19 protein-coding genes are annotated in these 14,808 nt (G+C 66.4%); 2 read left to right on the top strand and 17 right to left on the bottom strand.

All coding sequences use genetic code 11. From position 1 onward, the window contains the following. Positions 1-17 precede the first annotated feature (17 nt). Positions 18-926: an aromatic amino acid DMT transporter YddG gene (gene yddG, locus ACUTAG_RS24470; protein ID WP_026384168.1), complete on the bottom strand. Its 909-nt coding sequence runs from the start codon at positions 924-926 to the stop codon at positions 18-20. A 170-nt stretch (positions 927-1,096) separates the two neighbouring features. On the opposite strand from yddG, the gene ACUTAG_RS24465 reads away from it, so the two are divergent. Then, complete coding sequence (locus tag ACUTAG_RS24465; RefSeq protein WP_026384169.1) at positions 1,097-1,357, top strand: hypothetical protein; 261 nt, start codon at positions 1,097-1,099, stop codon at positions 1,355-1,357. 34 nt (positions 1,358-1,391) lie between these two features. Here the strand turns inward: ACUTAG_RS24465 and ACUTAG_RS24460 are convergent, their stop codons facing one another. The 4 genes from ACUTAG_RS24460 to ACUTAG_RS24445 all read right to left on the bottom strand — a co-directional run bounded on the left by ACUTAG_RS24460 (position 1,392) and on the right by ACUTAG_RS24445 (position 4,546). After that, positions 1,392-2,969 carry a sensor domain-containing diguanylate cyclase gene (locus ACUTAG_RS24460; RefSeq protein WP_020924451.1) on the bottom strand — a complete coding sequence of 526 codons (1,578 nt, stop codon included), beginning with the start codon at positions 2,967-2,969 and terminating at the stop codon, positions 1,392-1,394. Between the two features lie 342 nt (positions 2,970-3,311). Next, positions 3,312-3,584 (bottom strand): hypothetical protein, encoded by a 273-nt coding sequence (locus ACUTAG_RS24455; protein WP_026384171.1) that lies wholly within the window; start codon positions 3,582-3,584, stop codon positions 3,312-3,314. After that, positions 3,565-4,095, bottom strand: a complete 531-nt coding sequence (locus ACUTAG_RS24450) for a hypothetical protein (protein ID WP_148316552.1) — start codon at positions 4,093-4,095, stop codon at positions 3,565-3,567. The genes ACUTAG_RS24455 and ACUTAG_RS24450 overlap by 20 nt, the downstream gene beginning before the upstream one ends. Beyond that, positions 4,085-4,546: a hypothetical protein gene (locus tag ACUTAG_RS24445; protein WP_006388484.1), complete on the bottom strand. Its 462-nt coding sequence runs from the start codon at positions 4,544-4,546 to the stop codon at positions 4,085-4,087. Before ACUTAG_RS24445 ends, ACUTAG_RS24450 begins: the two co-directional genes overlap by 11 nt. A gap of 185 nt (positions 4,547-4,731) precedes the next feature. Here ACUTAG_RS24445 and ACUTAG_RS24440 point away from each other — a divergent pair, with 185 nt between their 5' ends. After that, positions 4,732-5,754 carry a tyrosine-type recombinase/integrase gene (locus ACUTAG_RS24440; protein WP_058664062.1) on the top strand — a complete coding sequence of 341 codons (1,023 nt, stop codon included), beginning with the start codon at positions 4,732-4,734 and terminating at the stop codon, positions 5,752-5,754. 2 nt (positions 5,755-5,756) lie between these two features. Here the strand turns inward: ACUTAG_RS24440 and ACUTAG_RS24435 are convergent, their stop codons facing one another. The 12 genes from ACUTAG_RS24435 to ACUTAG_RS24380 all read right to left on the bottom strand — a co-directional run bounded on the left by ACUTAG_RS24435 (position 5,757) and on the right by ACUTAG_RS24380 (position 14,805). Continuing rightward, positions 5,757-6,107 carry a hypothetical protein gene (locus ACUTAG_RS24435; RefSeq protein WP_058664061.1) on the bottom strand — a complete coding sequence of 117 codons (351 nt, stop codon included), beginning with the start codon at positions 6,105-6,107 and terminating at the stop codon, positions 5,757-5,759. Positions 6,108-6,311: 204 nt separating this feature from the next. Next, on the bottom strand, positions 6,312-7,574 hold the full coding sequence (locus tag ACUTAG_RS24430; RefSeq protein WP_446650370.1) for a hypothetical protein: 1,263 nt from the start codon (positions 7,572-7,574) through the stop codon (positions 6,312-6,314). A gap of 14 nt (positions 7,575-7,588) precedes the next feature. Further along, the gene (locus ACUTAG_RS24425; RefSeq protein WP_148316550.1) at positions 7,589-8,254 is read right to left on the bottom strand and encodes a DUF2612 domain-containing protein; all 666 of its coding nucleotides are present in this window, start codon (positions 8,252-8,254) and stop codon (positions 7,589-7,591) included. A gap of 1 nt (position 8,255) precedes the next feature. Further along, entirely contained in the window at positions 8,256-9,437 is a 1,182-nt protein-coding gene (locus ACUTAG_RS24420) for a baseplate J/gp47 family protein (protein ID WP_054437229.1), read from the bottom strand. Further along, complete coding sequence (locus ACUTAG_RS24415; RefSeq protein WP_020924456.1) at positions 9,434-9,787, bottom strand: hypothetical protein; 354 nt, start codon at positions 9,785-9,787, stop codon at positions 9,434-9,436. The genes ACUTAG_RS24420 and ACUTAG_RS24415 overlap by 4 nt, the downstream gene beginning before the upstream one ends. 8 nt (positions 9,788-9,795) lie before the next feature. After that, positions 9,796-10,539 (bottom strand): Gp138 family membrane-puncturing spike protein, encoded by a 744-nt coding sequence (locus ACUTAG_RS24410; RefSeq protein WP_024068266.1) that lies wholly within the window; start codon positions 10,537-10,539, stop codon positions 9,796-9,798. Positions 10,540-10,573: 34 nt separating this feature from the next. Further along, complete coding sequence (locus ACUTAG_RS24405) at positions 10,574-11,584, bottom strand: phage protein (RefSeq protein WP_148316548.1); 1,011 nt, start codon at positions 11,582-11,584, stop codon at positions 10,574-10,576. Positions 11,585-11,603: 19 nt separating this feature from the next. After that, the gene (locus tag ACUTAG_RS24400) at positions 11,604-11,903 is read right to left on the bottom strand and encodes a phage baseplate plug family protein (RefSeq protein WP_006388474.1); all 300 of its coding nucleotides are present in this window, start codon (positions 11,901-11,903) and stop codon (positions 11,604-11,606) included. Positions 11,904-11,912: 9 nt separating this feature from the next. Continuing rightward, positions 11,913-12,512 carry a phage baseplate protein gene (locus ACUTAG_RS24395; RefSeq protein ID WP_148316546.1) on the bottom strand — a complete coding sequence of 200 codons (600 nt, stop codon included), beginning with the start codon at positions 12,510-12,512 and terminating at the stop codon, positions 11,913-11,915. Next, complete coding sequence (locus ACUTAG_RS24390; protein WP_148316544.1) at positions 12,505-14,178, bottom strand: phage tail protein; 1,674 nt, start codon at positions 14,176-14,178, stop codon at positions 12,505-12,507. Before ACUTAG_RS24390 ends, ACUTAG_RS24395 begins: the two co-directional genes overlap by 8 nt. Continuing rightward, the gene (locus ACUTAG_RS24385) at positions 14,171-14,329 is read right to left on the bottom strand and encodes a DUF6889 family protein (RefSeq protein WP_006393814.1); all 159 of its coding nucleotides are present in this window, start codon (positions 14,327-14,329) and stop codon (positions 14,171-14,173) included. Before ACUTAG_RS24385 ends, ACUTAG_RS24390 begins: the two co-directional genes overlap by 8 nt. Positions 14,330-14,355: 26 nt before the next feature. Continuing rightward, positions 14,356-14,805 carry a phage tail assembly chaperone gene (locus tag ACUTAG_RS24380; RefSeq protein ID WP_024068262.1) on the bottom strand — a complete coding sequence of 150 codons (450 nt, stop codon included), beginning with the start codon at positions 14,803-14,805 and terminating at the stop codon, positions 14,356-14,358. Between the last annotated feature and the right edge of the window lie 3 nt (positions 14,806-14,808).

The raw sequence follows: 14,808 nt of genomic DNA, 5'->3' as shown, positions 1-14,808 counted from the left end.
CCTCCCACGCCCGGGGATCAACTTCCCCGGGCCGGCCTGCCTCGGGTCGCCGCCCAACAAATCAACGAACCGGCGGTGACCATCGCTACCCCCTGCCAGAAAGTCAGCGTCAGGCGGGTGGATAGCCATATGGCCGCGAAAAATGTCGACAGCACCGGCGTGAAATATGACGCCGTGGCCAGCAAGGTCAGGTTGCCGTTCAGGATCCCCAGGTTCCAGAGCGCGTAGCCCGCGGCCATGGCGCCCGCCGTCACGCACAGTTCCAGCGTGGCGCCGCCGCCGAAGGCCAGCGCGGGTTCCGCGCTCATGCCGTATTTGATCCACAGTACGATCGCAGTCAGCATGAAAAACAATGCCACACCGTTCTTGCCGTCGGCATAGCGTTTGGTCACGTTGCAATAAACGGCCCATATGATGGCCCCGCTGAACGCCAGCCCGTAACTGAGGGGATTGCTGGAAATGTTGGCGACCAGCCGGTCCCAGGAAATGCCGCCGTCGCCGCCCACCACCCAGACGATGCCGCACAGCGACAAAGCGATGCCGGGAACGACCCAGGCGCTGGCACGCTGGCCGTTGATCAGTATCGCCAGGATGACGGTAAAGCACGGCCACAGGTAATTGACGATGCCCAGTTCGATGGCCTGGCCGCGATTGGCGGCGAAACCCAGCGAAAGCGACAGGCAGATTTCGTAGGCGACGAACAGAATGCTGCCGCTGACCAGATAGGAGCGGGGGAACGACCGCAGACGGGGAAACCCCAGCAGCAGGACGAGAAACACCGAACCTACCGTATAGATCAGGGCCGCGCCGCCGATCGGTCCAAAACTCTCGCTGACGCTGCGGATCAGGCCGACCACGGTGCCCCAGAGCACCACGGCCATCAGCCCAAGAAAGGTCGCCGTGTTCCGGCTGGGAGCAAATTGCATTACTTTTTCCGATTGCCCGATGTCCATCCAGGCGCCGCGCCGGGCAACGCGCGCCAGAACGACGCAGTGTAGCGAAACAGGAAAACAGCCGCGGCGGCATCGGCATACCGGCAAGGAATGCGGCGCGTGGCGAATCAGTGGAATCACCGACAAGAGGGAGATCAGGCCGCATGACCATCTCAGTACGCAGGCTGACCGACGTGCTCGCCACAACGGCATCAGGCCGACTTTATCGGATCGAAGTGTTCACGCAGCCGGACCGGCAGGACGGACCAGCCACAGGCGACATGACTTTCCGCTACATCCTCAGGACATCGGAGGGAGAGCGTGTCATCGCACTGGACGAGCGGCGCTACCGGCTGCATTCAGGCGAGGTGCTGACTGCCCTCACCCCCGCGCCCCGCCGCCCCCCTGCCCTCGATCCGCCTTGAAGCAGGAAGGCACGGGGAAGGCAGCATGACGGAGTCAGGGGCCGTCAAAGGCCACGCGCCGCTTGCCCAGGCCCTTGGCCCGGTACAAGGCGACATCGGCCCGCTCCAGCAATTGCAGCATGGTGACGCCGGACTGCGGATAGACCGCGATGCCTATGCTGGCGGAAACCGCCACCTGGATATTGGGATACGGCTGCGACAGGCTTTCGACCAGGGCTTCGGCGACTCCCGTGGCGTCGTCGCCCCCGGCCCCCAGCAGCAGCACGGCGAACTCATCGCCACCTTGCCGCGCCGCCACGTCCGACACCCGGATGGCACGGGCCATGCGGTCGGCCGCCTCTTTCAGCACGGTATCGCCCGCCGCATGCCCATGCCGGTCATTGACCGCCTTGAAGCCGTCCAGGTCGATCGCCAGGATGGCGAACGACTCGCCGCTGCGCTGCGCCACGGCCAGCTCACGCAGCACCAGTTCGCCGAACAGTACCCGGTTGCACAGCCCGGTCAGCGGATCGTAGTGCGCCAGGTGTTGCGCATGCGCCAGCATGCGCGACGCCTGCAGCAAGGCCGCGCCGACCTCGGCGGCCTCCTTGACGCGCGTGCCGGGCAGTTCGACGCTGCGGCCTTCACCCAGCGCCAGAGCCGGTCCGACCAGGCCCTGCACCGCCGAGGTCAGGCGGTTGGCCAGCCGCAAGGCCAGCCACAGCCCCAGCCCGAAGGTTACCAGCGTGCCCAGCACCAGCCAGGCGATGGAACGATACAGATCGGTCGTCACCAACGTCATCGGCGCGCCGGCCGCGACCGTCCAACCGGTCAGGCTGGATCGGCTGAACGCGGTATAGACCGGGGTGCCTTCCTTGGTGATGGTTTCCAGCGAGCCCTCGTTTTCCATCTGCACGGCGTGCGCCAATGCCGGCACCGCCTTCTGCCCGACGAAGCGCTCCATGTCGCGGGTACGCGCGATGATGGTGCCGCTTTTGTCCAGCACCGCCGCCACCCAGCCGTCCGGCAGTCCCCGACGTCCCAGCACATTGCCGATGCGCTCGGGCGACAGGCCCACGTTGAGGCTGTAGATGACGTCGTCGCCGCGCACCACGGGGACACCCAGCGCAATGGTCGGACTGCGGCCGACGGCGCTGGTGAACAAGCCGCTCAACACCGGTTCGCGCGCGCGGAAAACGCGCGTCAGCTCTTGCGCCACGCCCGATGGCGGCAGTTCGGTGCCGTAGGGCACCAGGGTATTGACGAGCTGGCGACCGGACCTGTCCGTCAGGACATAACTGTCGATGACCTGGAACTTGATGGCTTCGCGGGCACGCTGGTGAAATCCGGCCATATCGCCGCTGAGCAGGTCTGGCGATGATGCCAGCATCTGCAAGCCGGCCTCGACCCCGGTCATTTCGCGATCGAGGATGGCAGTGAGGTTGCGCGCCAGGAAAATCGTGTCGCGAAAAATCCGCTCTTTCTGGATCAGATAGCTTTCGTAGACGGCGATCGAGGCCACCACCAGCGCCGGCGCGATACAGGCGACCACCAGCCCAAGCAGGCCGGTGCGCATCGAGTACCGGTGCTTGGAACGGACCCGCGCGGCGGCCAGGCTTTCGCCATCAGCCATGTTGTTTTTCCCGGCCGCGCCACCGCGCGGGACAACACGTTTGCCGATACTGCATTCTCTGACCCATTGCGCCTCTCCTGGAAAAGCCAACCGCGCCTCGGGCGCGGGTTGGCGAAAAACCAGAAATCATTGCAGAACCAGACCGCGGCATACTCATTCATCGCCTGTCGGCGCCAGGAATCAGGTTCCCGACGATGAAAAATCCGCGTCCCCAATTTACCTCAAAAACAAAGCCGAGCCACCATTTCATTATGCTCGAGCACCTGCCGGCGGATGTTCGGCGGCGTGGCGTCGACCTCGGCGGCGGAATTGAAATATACCGGCCGGGCATGCTCGCAATACTCAATCCCGGTCCGCGGGGCGAGCGGCGCGCACCCACCCAGACTTGAGGCGATCAGCCACGGCATCGTCATCGCTGCGAGCCACTTTATCCTGCACATCCCTGGCCTCCTGGCGGGCCTGGCCCGCCCGCTCCTGGAGGCGGGCCGCACTGTCCGAGCGTTCCTGCGCCCGGCCCATGGCCCGCCCCCGCCAATAAACCCCGGCGACGGCGGCCAGGCCCGCCAGCACTGCCGCCATCAAGCCGAGGCCCCGCTTAATCCATTGCTGCAACATGCGTCGCGCTCCTGTCTGCCCGCGCCCGGACGGCCGCAACGGCCTGCTGATACAGGGCGGGCCAACTGTCAGGCTTGGGCTTGCCCGGCCGCCAGGTGCGCAGATACAGCGCCCACGCGGCATCTGTCTCACCGACCGGTGGCAGCGCCTTCGGATCGGTCCAGAGCAGCAACCGGGCGACGCCGGCTGCCAGCACGTCGTCATGCTCGAGCGCGGCGTGGATCGCGTCCGGATCGGCGGCCACGCCGCGCGCCCGGGACAGCGCGGTCAGCCAATCCCTGCTCGCCGCGTGCAGGAACACGCCCCACACACCGCCGCGACTGGCGGGCGTGCCCCTCTCGAACTGCCAGAAACCGCGCGCCGGTCCGCCGATCTGGCGTCGATGCACGAAGCGGCTTTCCTGCAGGCCGATCGCCAGCAGCATGCAACGCGCCTCGCCCGTATCCATGCGCGCCGGCAGTGATGCCATCGCCGGCCGCAGTGCGTGATCCGTGATCTGGTCAAGCGTCATGCCTGCCCTCCTTATCCGTTTGGGTATCCATGCCCAGCGTCTTGCGCCGGATCTCCACCGCCCAGTCCACCAGGTCCTGGTTCTGCAGCTTGGCGGTCAGGCGCAGGTAGGCGCCCAGCACCCACCAGGCCGGCAGGCCGGCCAGCAGCATGCAGGGGCCCAGGACATAGAACATGGCCAGAAGACCGTCCTCGCCCAGCCCGGTGCGCTGCGCCATCCAATAGGCGGACGACATGATGTCGGGCATCCAGGCAATCATGGCGATCGCCAGCAACGGCCCGAACAGAAAAGAACTGACCACCGTGCAAGCGGTGCGCGCGACGAATTCGCGCGGCGTGCGCGGCGGCATCAGCAACATGCCGATCAAGGCCGCCATCGCCGCCGGCATGCCGAAGGCCAGCGCGATTTTCAGGGCGGCCCAGCCGCCCAATCCTGTAGATGCCGGTTCCATGGTTACACCGCTCCTGTCGACGGTGCGCATTGCTGCCTCCCGTGAACATCACGGGCGCCGCAATGGCGCACCGGATGGACAAATTGAAATGCGGGCGACACTGTCGTCCGTTTGGTGCAGGCGCTGCCTGCATGCGTCCTGGTATCTTCCCTGTCTATTTCCCTTTCCTTTCAGTCCGACCTGCCATGAAACCTTGGACCCGCCGCCAACCTCGCCGCAAGCCCGCTCCGACCCTCGCCGAGGCGCTCGCCCGCTATCTCCTCGAGGTCTCGGCAACCAAGAAAGGCCATACGTCGGAACAGTCGATCGCGCGGATCTGGCGCGCCACGCGTCTGGCGATCCGCCCGGTCGATCGCATCCGCAGCTCGGACCTGACGGAACTGCGCGACGAATGGCTCAAGGATCGTGCCCCGGCCACCGTGGTGCGCCGCATGGCTTTCCTGTCACACGTCTATACGGTGATCCGAAAGGATTGGGGTTTCGACCAGTTGGCCAATCCTGTCCAGTTGGTGCGACGTCCGGCTGTGGACGACGCTCGAGACCGGCGTCTGTTCGACCGCATCACCCTGCGCGGGCTGTCGGAGGACGACTGTCCGCGCAAAGAACTGGAATGGATCATCCGCGCCACCCGCTCGGCCGAACTACCCACGATCCTGACGGTGGCCAAGGAAACCGGCATGCGCCGGTCCGAGGTCGTGGGGATCCAGCGCGAGCATCTGGATCTGATGCACGGAGTGGTGCATCTGCCCCATACGAAAAATGGCCGGGCCCGCGATGTTCCGCTTACCCCCCGGGCCCGCGAGGCCCTGCGCCGCTGGGTCACAGGCAAACCGATGCGAGGCCGCATCTTCGCAATGCAACCCGGCTCGGTCACCCGGGCATTCATTCGCGCCCGTCGCCGTGCCCGATCGCGATACGAAGGCATGTGCCGGCACTATGGCCGGCGCCCCAATGCCGCCTACTTCCGCGATCTGCGATTCCATGATCTGCGGCATGAAGGCACGTCGCAACTTGCCACCGTGTTCCAGATCCATGAATTGGCCAAGGTCAACGGCAACGTCGACACCCGCATGCTGCTGCGCTATTACCACCCGCATGGGCGCGAACTGGCCCAGAAGCTGGCGCGCAGCCAGCTAGGCCGGCGCCAGCTCGAGGAAATGCGGCGCGAGCGCGAGGTCGAGCTGGATACGTTGCCCCTGGCCGCCTGACGCTACGCGGCAGCGCTTTCAACCGGGCGCGGCGGTTCCACCGTGGTCAGCCAGGCCGGCAATTCCCCCCAGCCCGGATAGCTGACCTTGCCGATCGTGCCGTCATGCTGCGCGCCGATCGAATACGGCGCTCCCGTCTCCACCACCCACAGCGGCGTGGTGCGATAGTCATCGACCATGGCCCAGGCATCGCCCAGGCGCCGGGGCCATTTTCCGGCCGGCGGCGCCGGCGGCGCGTCCTCGTATGCGCCGTAGGGAATGTTGAACGAACCTGGCGTCAAGGCCAGTTCATTCGCGGTCGATTGATACAGGTAAAGGCCGTCGTTATCGGCCTGGAATACTGCTTTCTGCATGTTGGTTACTCCTTCAATATGAGATTTGCACTGCAAATGCGCGCGTTCTGGCCGGCCGCCAAGCCGACGCCAACAAATCGCACTTCCACTTGCCCTCATCGGGCAGCAACTTCGTAATCAACAAGATCCCCGCAGTTGGGGGGTACGCGAACATTGCTGTGGATCCTCAAGGCTGGGTTCAGTCCAACGGGGGAAGTACAGCTGCTAGTGGGGGAGCGGAGAGCCGTCCCGTGAACGTCGCCTATCACCCTCGCATCCATGCGTGATGCCTCTTTCACTGCAAATGCGAGAGCATTCGCAAGCCGCCAGGCTGGGGCGTTGCAGGCTCATCGGCACCAGCTGTTTGGATACCTGATGTCGGCAAACCCGGGACACCGGCGGCGGCCTGTTTGGGCTGAATACTGGCGGTGGCTCCGGCGCCAGTATTGACGTACATCGGCGACTCCAGCGGGCGGCGCCGAGACCAGGCCCCAGAACGTGGCCTATCACCCGCGCATTCATGCATAAATCTACGCATGAATTCGCGGGTGAAATGCGACGTTCATCGGACGAGTTTCCTTGCCGCCTGTGGGAGTCGTTCCGAGACGCCCAATCACTGTTCCGGAGGTTCCGCCACCACTCATTGCAGATGAGCCGCTGAAGGTGTCCCGGGTGCCGCCATCGGTATAACAGGGTGTGTACGTGGCTCGCGAAATCGCCGGCCTGCCGGCTGGCCATCGCTCTCGCATTTGCAGTGTCAGCGTCAGTTCCGGTAAATCGACGGAACATATCGCGCAGATCCGGCACCCGGAACTGCGTCGCCGAATAGTCCGAAAACCAATGACTGCCGCGGCTTGCCGACCACACGGCCTCGGTTTTCACCAACCCCTGCTCCTGCGCGTAACCCCACAGCGCGGCGTAATCCGTCTTCGACAGCAAACCGCCGGTGGCGTCGACCTCGCTGGCCAGCGGCAGGTTGGTATGGCCATCCAACGGGCGGCCGCAAAGGGGCGAACGGTAGCCGGTGAAATACTGTCCGGCCACCCAGTTCCAGACTTCGCTGCATTCCGCAACGATGATGGGGCCGACATCCTGCGTCGGCAGCGCGTTGATCGAGTAGATCCTGGGGAAATTTCCCGCCACGAACGCGGTCGTCGCGATACGGGCGCTCTTGTCGCCCGCCGCCGGCGTCGGCGCGGTCGGCGTCCCGGTCAGCGCCGGCGACGCCGCCAGCGCGGCCACGAAGCGGGCCTGCAGCGCCGCCAGGTCGCCGTCGTCGAGTACGTCCTGGCCCGTCTTGTCGGCGATGTACTGGCCGATCATGGCGGCCACGAAGGACGCCTGGCGCCAGACGGTGTTGAGTTCCTTGGATTTGGCCGTGCCGGCCGAGAAGCCGCCCAGCCGGGCCGCCAGGGCCTGGTAGTCGGCGGGATCGAGCACGTTGGCGCCGGGCACGGTGCCGAAGGGAAGAATTTGATTGATAGCCACGGAATTGTCCTTATTCAACCTGCGAAAAGCGAACCCCAGAGTCCGCTGTCGAACCCCGAGATGTAATGGTTCTGAACGTCAAAACCGAACAGGGGCCCCTCGTTCGAGGGGATGACGTAGTAACTGATGCGCACGCCCTGCGGCTTGAGCGGGATGTACCCGCCCGTCAGGAGTGCCAGGAACAGCGCCGACGGCGGCGTGCCGGCGACGCCGATGTCGACCGACATGTCGCCGTTGTCCTGGATGAACACGTGGGTGCCGCCGCCGAAGATGCGCTCCAGGATGGCGGCCGAGGCCTCCAGCGTGCCGTCCCAGTGGTTGGCGCCGATCTTGGCGCGCAGCAGCAGGCGATAGGTGTCGTCGTCCAGCGCGGTCAGGCCGCTGTCCGGATCGAACGGTCCCTGCCATACCCCTTGGTCGAAACCCAGGCCGTCGGTGTCGTGCGAGAAATACACGTTGGCGATCGGCGTGCGGACCTTCCGGTCCAGCCCCACCCAGCGCCCCACGGCATCCAGCTGCGCCCCAACCGCCAGGTCCAGGTCGAAAGCCGCCGGCATGCCGCCGTACAACTCACGCAGGCTGGCCGCCGCGCCGCACAGGGCGGTCACGGTGGCAACGAACCTGGGCTTGCCGCGGTGCCAGGCCGACAGCCGCGCGATGTAGTCGTCCGTATTGGCCATGTCAGCTCACCGTGAGTTTCACGTCGTCGGGCGTCGCGGCGGCGGCTTCGTTGAAGGCCAGCGGCACATCCGGCGCGCCATCGCCGGCCGGGCCGCGCAGCGCCAGGCCCGTGATCTTGAACGTGCCATTGCCGGCCACGCCGTTCGCGGCCGAGATGGCGTCGGCCCATTCCACCGAGGCGCTGGCGCCGCCACCGATCGCGACACCATTGATGTAGTCGGCAACCGCGCGCTGCACCGCTTGTCCGATGGCCGTGGTGTAGCCGGGCAGCGCCCGCATCTGCACCTGTACCGAGAGCGGCACGAGGGTGGGCCGGAAAAAGCGGATGCGATGCGCGATGCCGTAGATGTCCGTCACCACCACCGTGGTGGTGCCGTGCGTGCCCGTGCCGGGCGTCTTCTTGGCGGCGATGGCTTGCGCGATCGAGGCCGCGTCGCCGCCATCGACCACCAAGGCGATGCTGTGCGGCGGCAGCCCGTGGGCGTCGACCACCGCGGCGTCGTTCTCGAAGGCGGCATGGCGCAATACCCCGGGCACCGACGCCACCGCGCCGATGGTGCCTTCCAGCACGCTGCGCGATGGCAGGGCCACCGAGATGGCCTGCCTCACGCGCAGGGCGGCATCGCTCTCGACCGGCGCGCCAGGGGTCGCGGCCGCCGGATTGGTGACGGACTGCCAGCCCAGCGTCGGCGTGCCGATCTGGTTGATGCTGCCGGCCGGCGCCGTCACCGCGCCCAGCGTCTGGCTAAGCGCGGTGACGGTGATCTCGCCGCCAGGCGGGATGGTGACGCTGGACGGCAATTGCCAGCGGCCGCGATTGGCATCGGTCGCCACGCCATCGACGATGGTGACGCCGCCCTGCCCGACGATGCGCAGGTCCACCGCAGAGCGCGTCGCCACGCCGCGCGCCAGGCCGTTGATCTTGACGTTGCTGGACAGCGCCGCATTGGCGGCGGTGGCGGGCGAGAACGCGTTGTACACATTGATCGCCGCCGTGTTGGCCTCGTGGATGGCCAGGGCGAACAGGGCCAGCAACTGGCCGTCCTGGCTGTCCGCCTCCAGATAGGTGTCCGCGCCGTAGATGCCGCGGTACTGCTCCTTGAAATACTGCAGCACCTCGCCGTAGCTCGGCGCGCGTATGCCCGCGGCGTCGATGACCGGGGCCGTGGATGGAATCGTCATAATGCCGCCTGCACAGTGGCCGTGCCGTAAAGGGTTGAGATGGATGCCGTGACGCTCAGGCCGCGGGTTTGCGGATCGAGCCGGCTCGAATACCCGGCCAGGCCGGTCACGCCGGCCGTGCCCAGGATGCGCTGGCGGATGGCCCAGTCGTAGCTGGCCCTGGATTGCTTGCCCAGCACCTCGCCGCGCCAGGGCATGCCTTCGGTGACGTCGAGGAACCATTCACCGCGCGCCAGCATCAGCCGCGTCTTGACGGCCTGAGCCACGGTCGCGGCCGTGTCGCGATGGAAATCGGCCCGTGACGAGCCGAATGAATAGTCGCCGTCGGCGTCCAGTTTTCGGTAACGCATGGGAGTCCTCAATTGGGCGGTGTGGTCACCGCGTTGGCCCCTTGGGCGATGTGGGTGTGCGTGTCGTCCACCCGTTTTCCATTGGCCAGGATCTGGCCGATCACGTTCAACACGCCGGTGATCTGGGCGGTATTGCCCTGGCCGCCGCTGCCGACCAGGCCGGCCAGATAGCTCAGCAGGCCGTTGACCAGCACCTGTCCGGAGAACTCGGACGTCGGCGCGACCACGTCGAAGCCGCCCGGCGCCACGATCCTCACCTTGCCCGCGGCCGGATCCAGCTCCAGGAACGTCGAGCCGTCGTCGCTGCGCAACTGGGTCGTGTGAGTGCTGACCGCGGGCAGCACCCGCGGCTGCGACCGCACGCCCACATAGACAAAACCGTCGGACAGGTCATGCATCCGCACTTCCGCCTGGTCCTGGACCTGGCCCGATTGCCACCAGGCATCGATGCAGCGCGACGCGAACACCACAAGGCATTCGTCCCCGGGCTTCACCGGGAAAGTCAGCGTGCAATTGCCCCCCGCGGGAAAGTACACGGGGCAATCCACCAGCAGCGGCAACGTCATGCTGCGCTGCGTTCCCTCGGGCGTGGTGACGCGCGCGCGGATGGCCGGTTGCGCGGTGCACGTCATGGCCACCGGGTCGAACGCGCCGATGATGGCCGGCATGGCGGTCCAGGTCTGCGCCAGCGCGCCGCGCAGCGCCGCGCCGATCGCGGCTTGCGGGTCGTTCAAATTCTCTAGTCGGTTCATGAATCATCCTGCTGAAATGAAGCCGCGCGGGCCGTTACTTGACGACGTCGGCCGGCCTGGCCGCGGCGCCCTCCGCCCCTGCCCGTCCCAGGTCGTCCGGGAACAGCGTCGCATCGGTGGCCAGGCACAGGATCTCCGTGTACCAGTCGTTGTCGCGGGTATGCCCGCGATGCTCGACTTCCATGACGTAGTAGTAGCCGTCGCCGCTGATGCGGCGCTGTTCGCCGCGATCGATTTCTGTCGCGTCCTTGCCCTGGGCGCGCCCCTCGTAGCCGTACTCGGCGATGCGGCTGTTGTCCAGGTTGACCAGCCCGCCCACGCGGATGCTGGGGTTGAGCAACATGCGCACCTTGATGCCCTTCTCTGCCTGTTCGGGCATGCCGACCAGGCCGGTGTCGTGCGAGATGACGGGCACCGAGCCCGGCACGTAGGCGGTCTCGGGAACGATCACGACTTTGCCGTCCTGGATGCTCCACAGCGTGTTCGCGCCGTCACAGACGTCCTGCATGTGGTCGCGCACCATGCCGGACATCACGGCTCCGCGGATGGCGGTCTTGCCGCCCAGGTCGGGTACGTAGCCCTGCCTGACGCCATACGGGTTCATGGCCGAGCACAGCAACCGCACCTTGTCGGCGCGGGAGGAGCCCTTGGGCACGGTCGCATTGACCACCGCGAAGTTGTAGGCCTTGTCGCCATCGGCCGCCGTGATCTCCAGCACCGTCTCGGTGTCGCCCGATCCCCCCCACCTGGCCCGCACCACGTTGCCGTGGAAGATCACGCCGTAGTTGCCCTCGTAGCCGGCCTGCAGCACGACCCGCGTGAATTCGCGCTGCACCATGCTGGCCGTCTCGCGACTGGCATTCATCACCTTGATGGTGGCGGTGTTGGGCGCCTTGGCATCATTGCGCTTGATCGCGAAGCTGAAACTGAGCGCCGACAGATCCAGCGCTTCCTCGTCGCCGACGATCAACGACACTTTCCTGCCCCACTGGCGCACGCCCTTGTCGTCGTCCACCGGATCGCCGTACACGGCGATGGGTTCCATTGTGGTCGTCCCGGCCATGTCAGTCCGCCACCCAATAAAGCCGGGCGCCGCGGCCCAGGTCGGTGAACGTCGGCGCGTCGTCCGGCGATTCCGCCCCCGTCACCCGCAGCCCGCCGGTGAAACCGAGGTGGCGGTACTGGCCCAACAGGTTCAGGCCGGCCACCAACGGAACGCCGCACACCAGCGGCCGGCCCAGATCGTCGGCCACGTCCAGGATCCAGCCGTCGCGGTATTGCAATGTCAGCCGATAGTCGTCGCCGCCCAGCGAAATCGCGAACACCTGCGGAATCGGCGACACGGGTATCTCGAAGTAGTTCATGCGTATCTCCTAGTTCCAGTGCAGCGACCCGCCGTTGGGCGCCGCCACGGGCCGGGGCGTCTTCACGCCCAGGTTCTGCTTGTCCGCGGTATTTTCTTTTTCCTTCTGGCCCGCGTACGGGGGCAGCGAGGTGCTGCGCGTCTGTACCACCACCACTTCGCGCAGCGTCACCGTCGCGAACACGGCGCCGAAGCTGTCTTTGTTGGTCTCGACCGAGAGCTTCTCGATCAACATGTCGCTGTAGCGCCGCCGGCTGGTGACCACGGTCACCGGCTCGCGCGATTCCTGCAGGCTGAGCAGCTGCGAGTAAATGGCGGTCGCGTAGTCGTCGGCCGCGGCCTTGCCATTGGCCACGTCCTTGGCCTGCGCGCCCGCCAGCGCCTCATACGAGGCGTTGCTCCACGCGCACTTCAAGGTCAGCGTCAGCGGCTGCTTGAAGGCATGGTCGCTGATCGCCGATTTGCCATAGGGGCCCGACTCCACCGGGTGGCTGGTGATCTTGAGCGTGTCCTCATGCGACTCGCTGAGCGTCGCCTCCACCACGATGTCGCCGATTTTCTTCGACAGCAGGCCGACCATGTCGGCGCCCGCGATGTTCAAGTCAGCCATAGGATCCCTGCAGGTTGCGCGTCAGGTCGGCATTGACCCGGCTCTGTTGATTGGCCACGGCTTCTCCGGTCGCATGGGGATCGTTCGTCCCATTGACGTGGATATTCGTGGTGGCGTTGATGGAAACCGATGCGGGCGCGGGCGCGGCCAGCACGCCGGCCGCCGTTTCGCCCGTGGCGAAGCCGGAGCGGTAATCGCGCCACGGCTCGACCTGGGCGCCGTCCATGTGCTCGGGCCGGATGCCGCCACCGGGCAGGTTCAGGCCCGGGCCGGGCTGTCCGGCCGGAAAGCCTGGCATCCCCTCCAGCGATTTCAACGTCCCGTCGCCCAGGGGCCTGGGGTACAACAGCAGTCCCGCGCCCACGGCCGCGGGGCTGCTGGCCACGCTGCGCACCACCGCCTTGGCGCCATCGGCGATGCGGCCGATCCACGAGCCCGCGGCTTCCCACAGCGATCTGCCCCACTGCAACGCGGTCTGGCCCGCGGCCTTGACGCCATCGACCACCAGCGCGCCGCCGCGCGCGGCCATATTGCCCATCCAGGACCAGACCGCGCCGGCCATATTGCCCATCTGGGTCACGGCGGTGCGGCCCATCGAGGTCATCCTGCCGAACACGCCAGCAACGAAATTGCTGGTCACCGTCCAGGCCCGGCTCACGAAACCGCCGATCCGTCCTGGCAACGATGCCAGCTGGGAGCCCAGCCCGCCGATGAGCGACCGCATGCCACCCAGTCGCGAGACCAGGCCTGCCAGCGCTCCCACGACGCCGCCGCCGCCCAGCATCAGGAATCCGCCGACCAGCAACAGGAGCTGCGAACTCAGCCCCCCCGTCACGCCGTCGAGCCAAGTGATCAGGCTGACCACCGGCCCCAGCAACGACATGATCGACAACACGAAATTGCCGACTTCGCCCAGCCGCTTGCCGGCGGTCTGCCCGTTCTCCTTGAACCAGGCCGAAATGCTGTCGAGCGTCTGCTGCAATTGCGGGCCCATCGTCAGCAGCGCCTGCGCGAACATCGCGTCGACGGAGCCGCTCAAGGCGCGGATGGTGGCCATCAGTTGATGGGCGCGCTCGCCGGCCGCCTCGATCCTGCTGCTTTCTTCGGCGTCACGCTGCACCGACAGGCGCTGCCCGAATGCCGGATCGCGCAGGGCCTCCACGAGGCCGGCGTCCAGCCCCAGTTTCCTGCCCGTCTCCCCGGCCTGGCCGGGGTCCACGCGCTTGAGCGCATCGCTCAGTTCCAGCACCAGGTCGGCGGTGTTGCGCTGGCCGCCCGCGCCATCGCTCGGCGAGATATGCAGCTGTTCCAGCAGCGCGGCAACCCTGGGGTCATCGCGCACATTGCGATGCAAGGCCTGGGTACTGTTGCGCATCGCTTCGACGGAAACGCCGAAGTCCTGCGCGACCGTCTCCAGCGCCCGCATGTCCCTGCCCGAGGTGCCGCCCAGCCGGGCGGCGAAATAGCCTTGCTCGAACTGGGCAATCTTGTTCTCGGCAAAGTCGACGACACTCTTGGCCCGCCCCGCGAACACCGCGAGCGCATCGGCCAGGCTCTGCTTGCGCGAGTCGCCGATTGCCTGCTTGAGGTCCTTCAGGTCGTCCTTGTCGATCTTGAATGGGCCCATCAACCCCGACAGGTCGATGGACAGAATCGTGTTAGCCATTTTTTTCTGCCATGTGGCGGCGGTACGCTTCCGCCTTGTTGTCTGCCCGCACCGACAGCGCGTCGTTCAGGAGCGCGATGTCGGCCAGGTCCAGGGTGCCGTCCTTGAGGGACTCGTACTTGCAGAGTCCCTCGAGGACCGGCGCCAGCAACCAATCCTCGCCACCGGGCAGGCTCTTCAGCCAGCCTGTGTCGCCTCGGGGCTGCCGGTCTGGCTGGTAAGCAGCCCTTGTATAAAAGGCCCGAGGCTCCCGACGATGACGCGCAGCGCCAGCGGCAACATGACCGACAGGTCGATGTCCTGGAACATCGGCACGCGCTGGCCGGCCGACCAGATGGCGGTCCAGCCATGCTCCTGCCGGCGCTGGACCGCCTGCATGCAGGTGTCCAGCACGTAGTCGGCGTCCTCGTCCTTCATCGCCGCCAGGCCATCGGCCAGCGGTTGCAGCACGTCGGCCATGCCGCCCGGATCCTCGGTGATCCCGCGCCCGCCCGCCGCGAGGCGGACGAACACGGGGATCAGCGTAGGAACGATCGGAGCGATGCGGCGCGACACGTGGAACTGTTGCTTGGCGCTCAGTTTCCCGATGGAGTACCGGTGGCCGTTCAGATCGAGTTCCTGTGCCATGGC

The sequence above is a fragment of the Achromobacter sp. CSND-B12 genome, assembly GCF_052906545.1.
The sequence above is the reverse complement of the archived record's forward strand: the minus strand, read 5'-3'. Positions and strand labels throughout refer to the sequence as shown.

Coding starts and splice junctions, on each gene's coding strand:
- yddG (WP_026384168.1), bottom strand. CDS start 926: ATGCAATTTGCTCCCAGCCGGAACACGGCGACCTTTCTTGGGCTGATG.
- ACUTAG_RS24465 (WP_026384169.1), top strand. CDS start 1,097: ATGACCATCTCAGTACGCAGGCTGACCGACGTGCTCGCCACAACGGCA.
- ACUTAG_RS24460 (WP_020924451.1), bottom strand. CDS start 2,969: ATGGCTGATGGCGAAAGCCTGGCCGCCGCGCGGGTCCGTTCCAAGCAC.
- ACUTAG_RS24455 (WP_026384171.1), bottom strand. CDS start 3,584: ATGTTGCAGCAATGGATTAAGCGGGGCCTCGGCTTGATGGCGGCAGTG.
- ACUTAG_RS24450 (WP_148316552.1), bottom strand. CDS start 4,095: ATGACGCTTGACCAGATCACGGATCACGCACTGCGGCCGGCGATGGCA.
- ACUTAG_RS24445 (WP_006388484.1), bottom strand. CDS start 4,546: ATGGAACCGGCATCTACAGGATTGGGCGGCTGGGCCGCCCTGAAAATC.
- ACUTAG_RS24440 (WP_058664062.1), top strand. CDS start 4,732: ATGAAACCTTGGACCCGCCGCCAACCTCGCCGCAAGCCCGCTCCGACC.
- ACUTAG_RS24435 (WP_058664061.1), bottom strand. CDS start 6,107: ATGCAGAAAGCAGTATTCCAGGCCGATAACGACGGCCTTTACCTGTAT.
- ACUTAG_RS24425 (WP_148316550.1), bottom strand. CDS start 8,254: ATGGCCAATACGGACGACTACATCGCGCGGCTGTCGGCCTGGCACCGC.
- ACUTAG_RS24420 (WP_054437229.1), bottom strand. CDS start 9,437: ATGACGATTCCATCCACGGCCCCGGTCATCGACGCCGCGGGCATACGC.
- ACUTAG_RS24415 (WP_020924456.1), bottom strand. CDS start 9,787: ATGCGTTACCGAAAACTGGACGCCGACGGCGACTATTCATTCGGCTCG.
- ACUTAG_RS24410 (WP_024068266.1), bottom strand. CDS start 10,539: ATGAACCGACTAGAGAATTTGAACGACCCGCAAGCCGCGATCGGCGCG.
- ACUTAG_RS24405 (WP_148316548.1), bottom strand. CDS start 11,584: ATGGAACCCATCGCCGTGTACGGCGATCCGGTGGACGACGACAAGGGC.
- ACUTAG_RS24400 (WP_006388474.1), bottom strand. CDS start 11,903: ATGAACTACTTCGAGATACCCGTGTCGCCGATTCCGCAGGTGTTCGCG.
- ACUTAG_RS24395 (WP_148316546.1), bottom strand. CDS start 12,512: ATGGCTGACTTGAACATCGCGGGCGCCGACATGGTCGGCCTGCTGTCG.
- ACUTAG_RS24390 (WP_148316544.1), bottom strand. CDS start 14,178: ATGGCTAACACGATTCTGTCCATCGACCTGTCGGGGTTGATGGGCCCA.
- ACUTAG_RS24380 (WP_024068262.1), bottom strand. CDS start 14,805: ATGGCACAGGAACTCGATCTGAACGGCCACCGGTACTCCATCGGGAAA.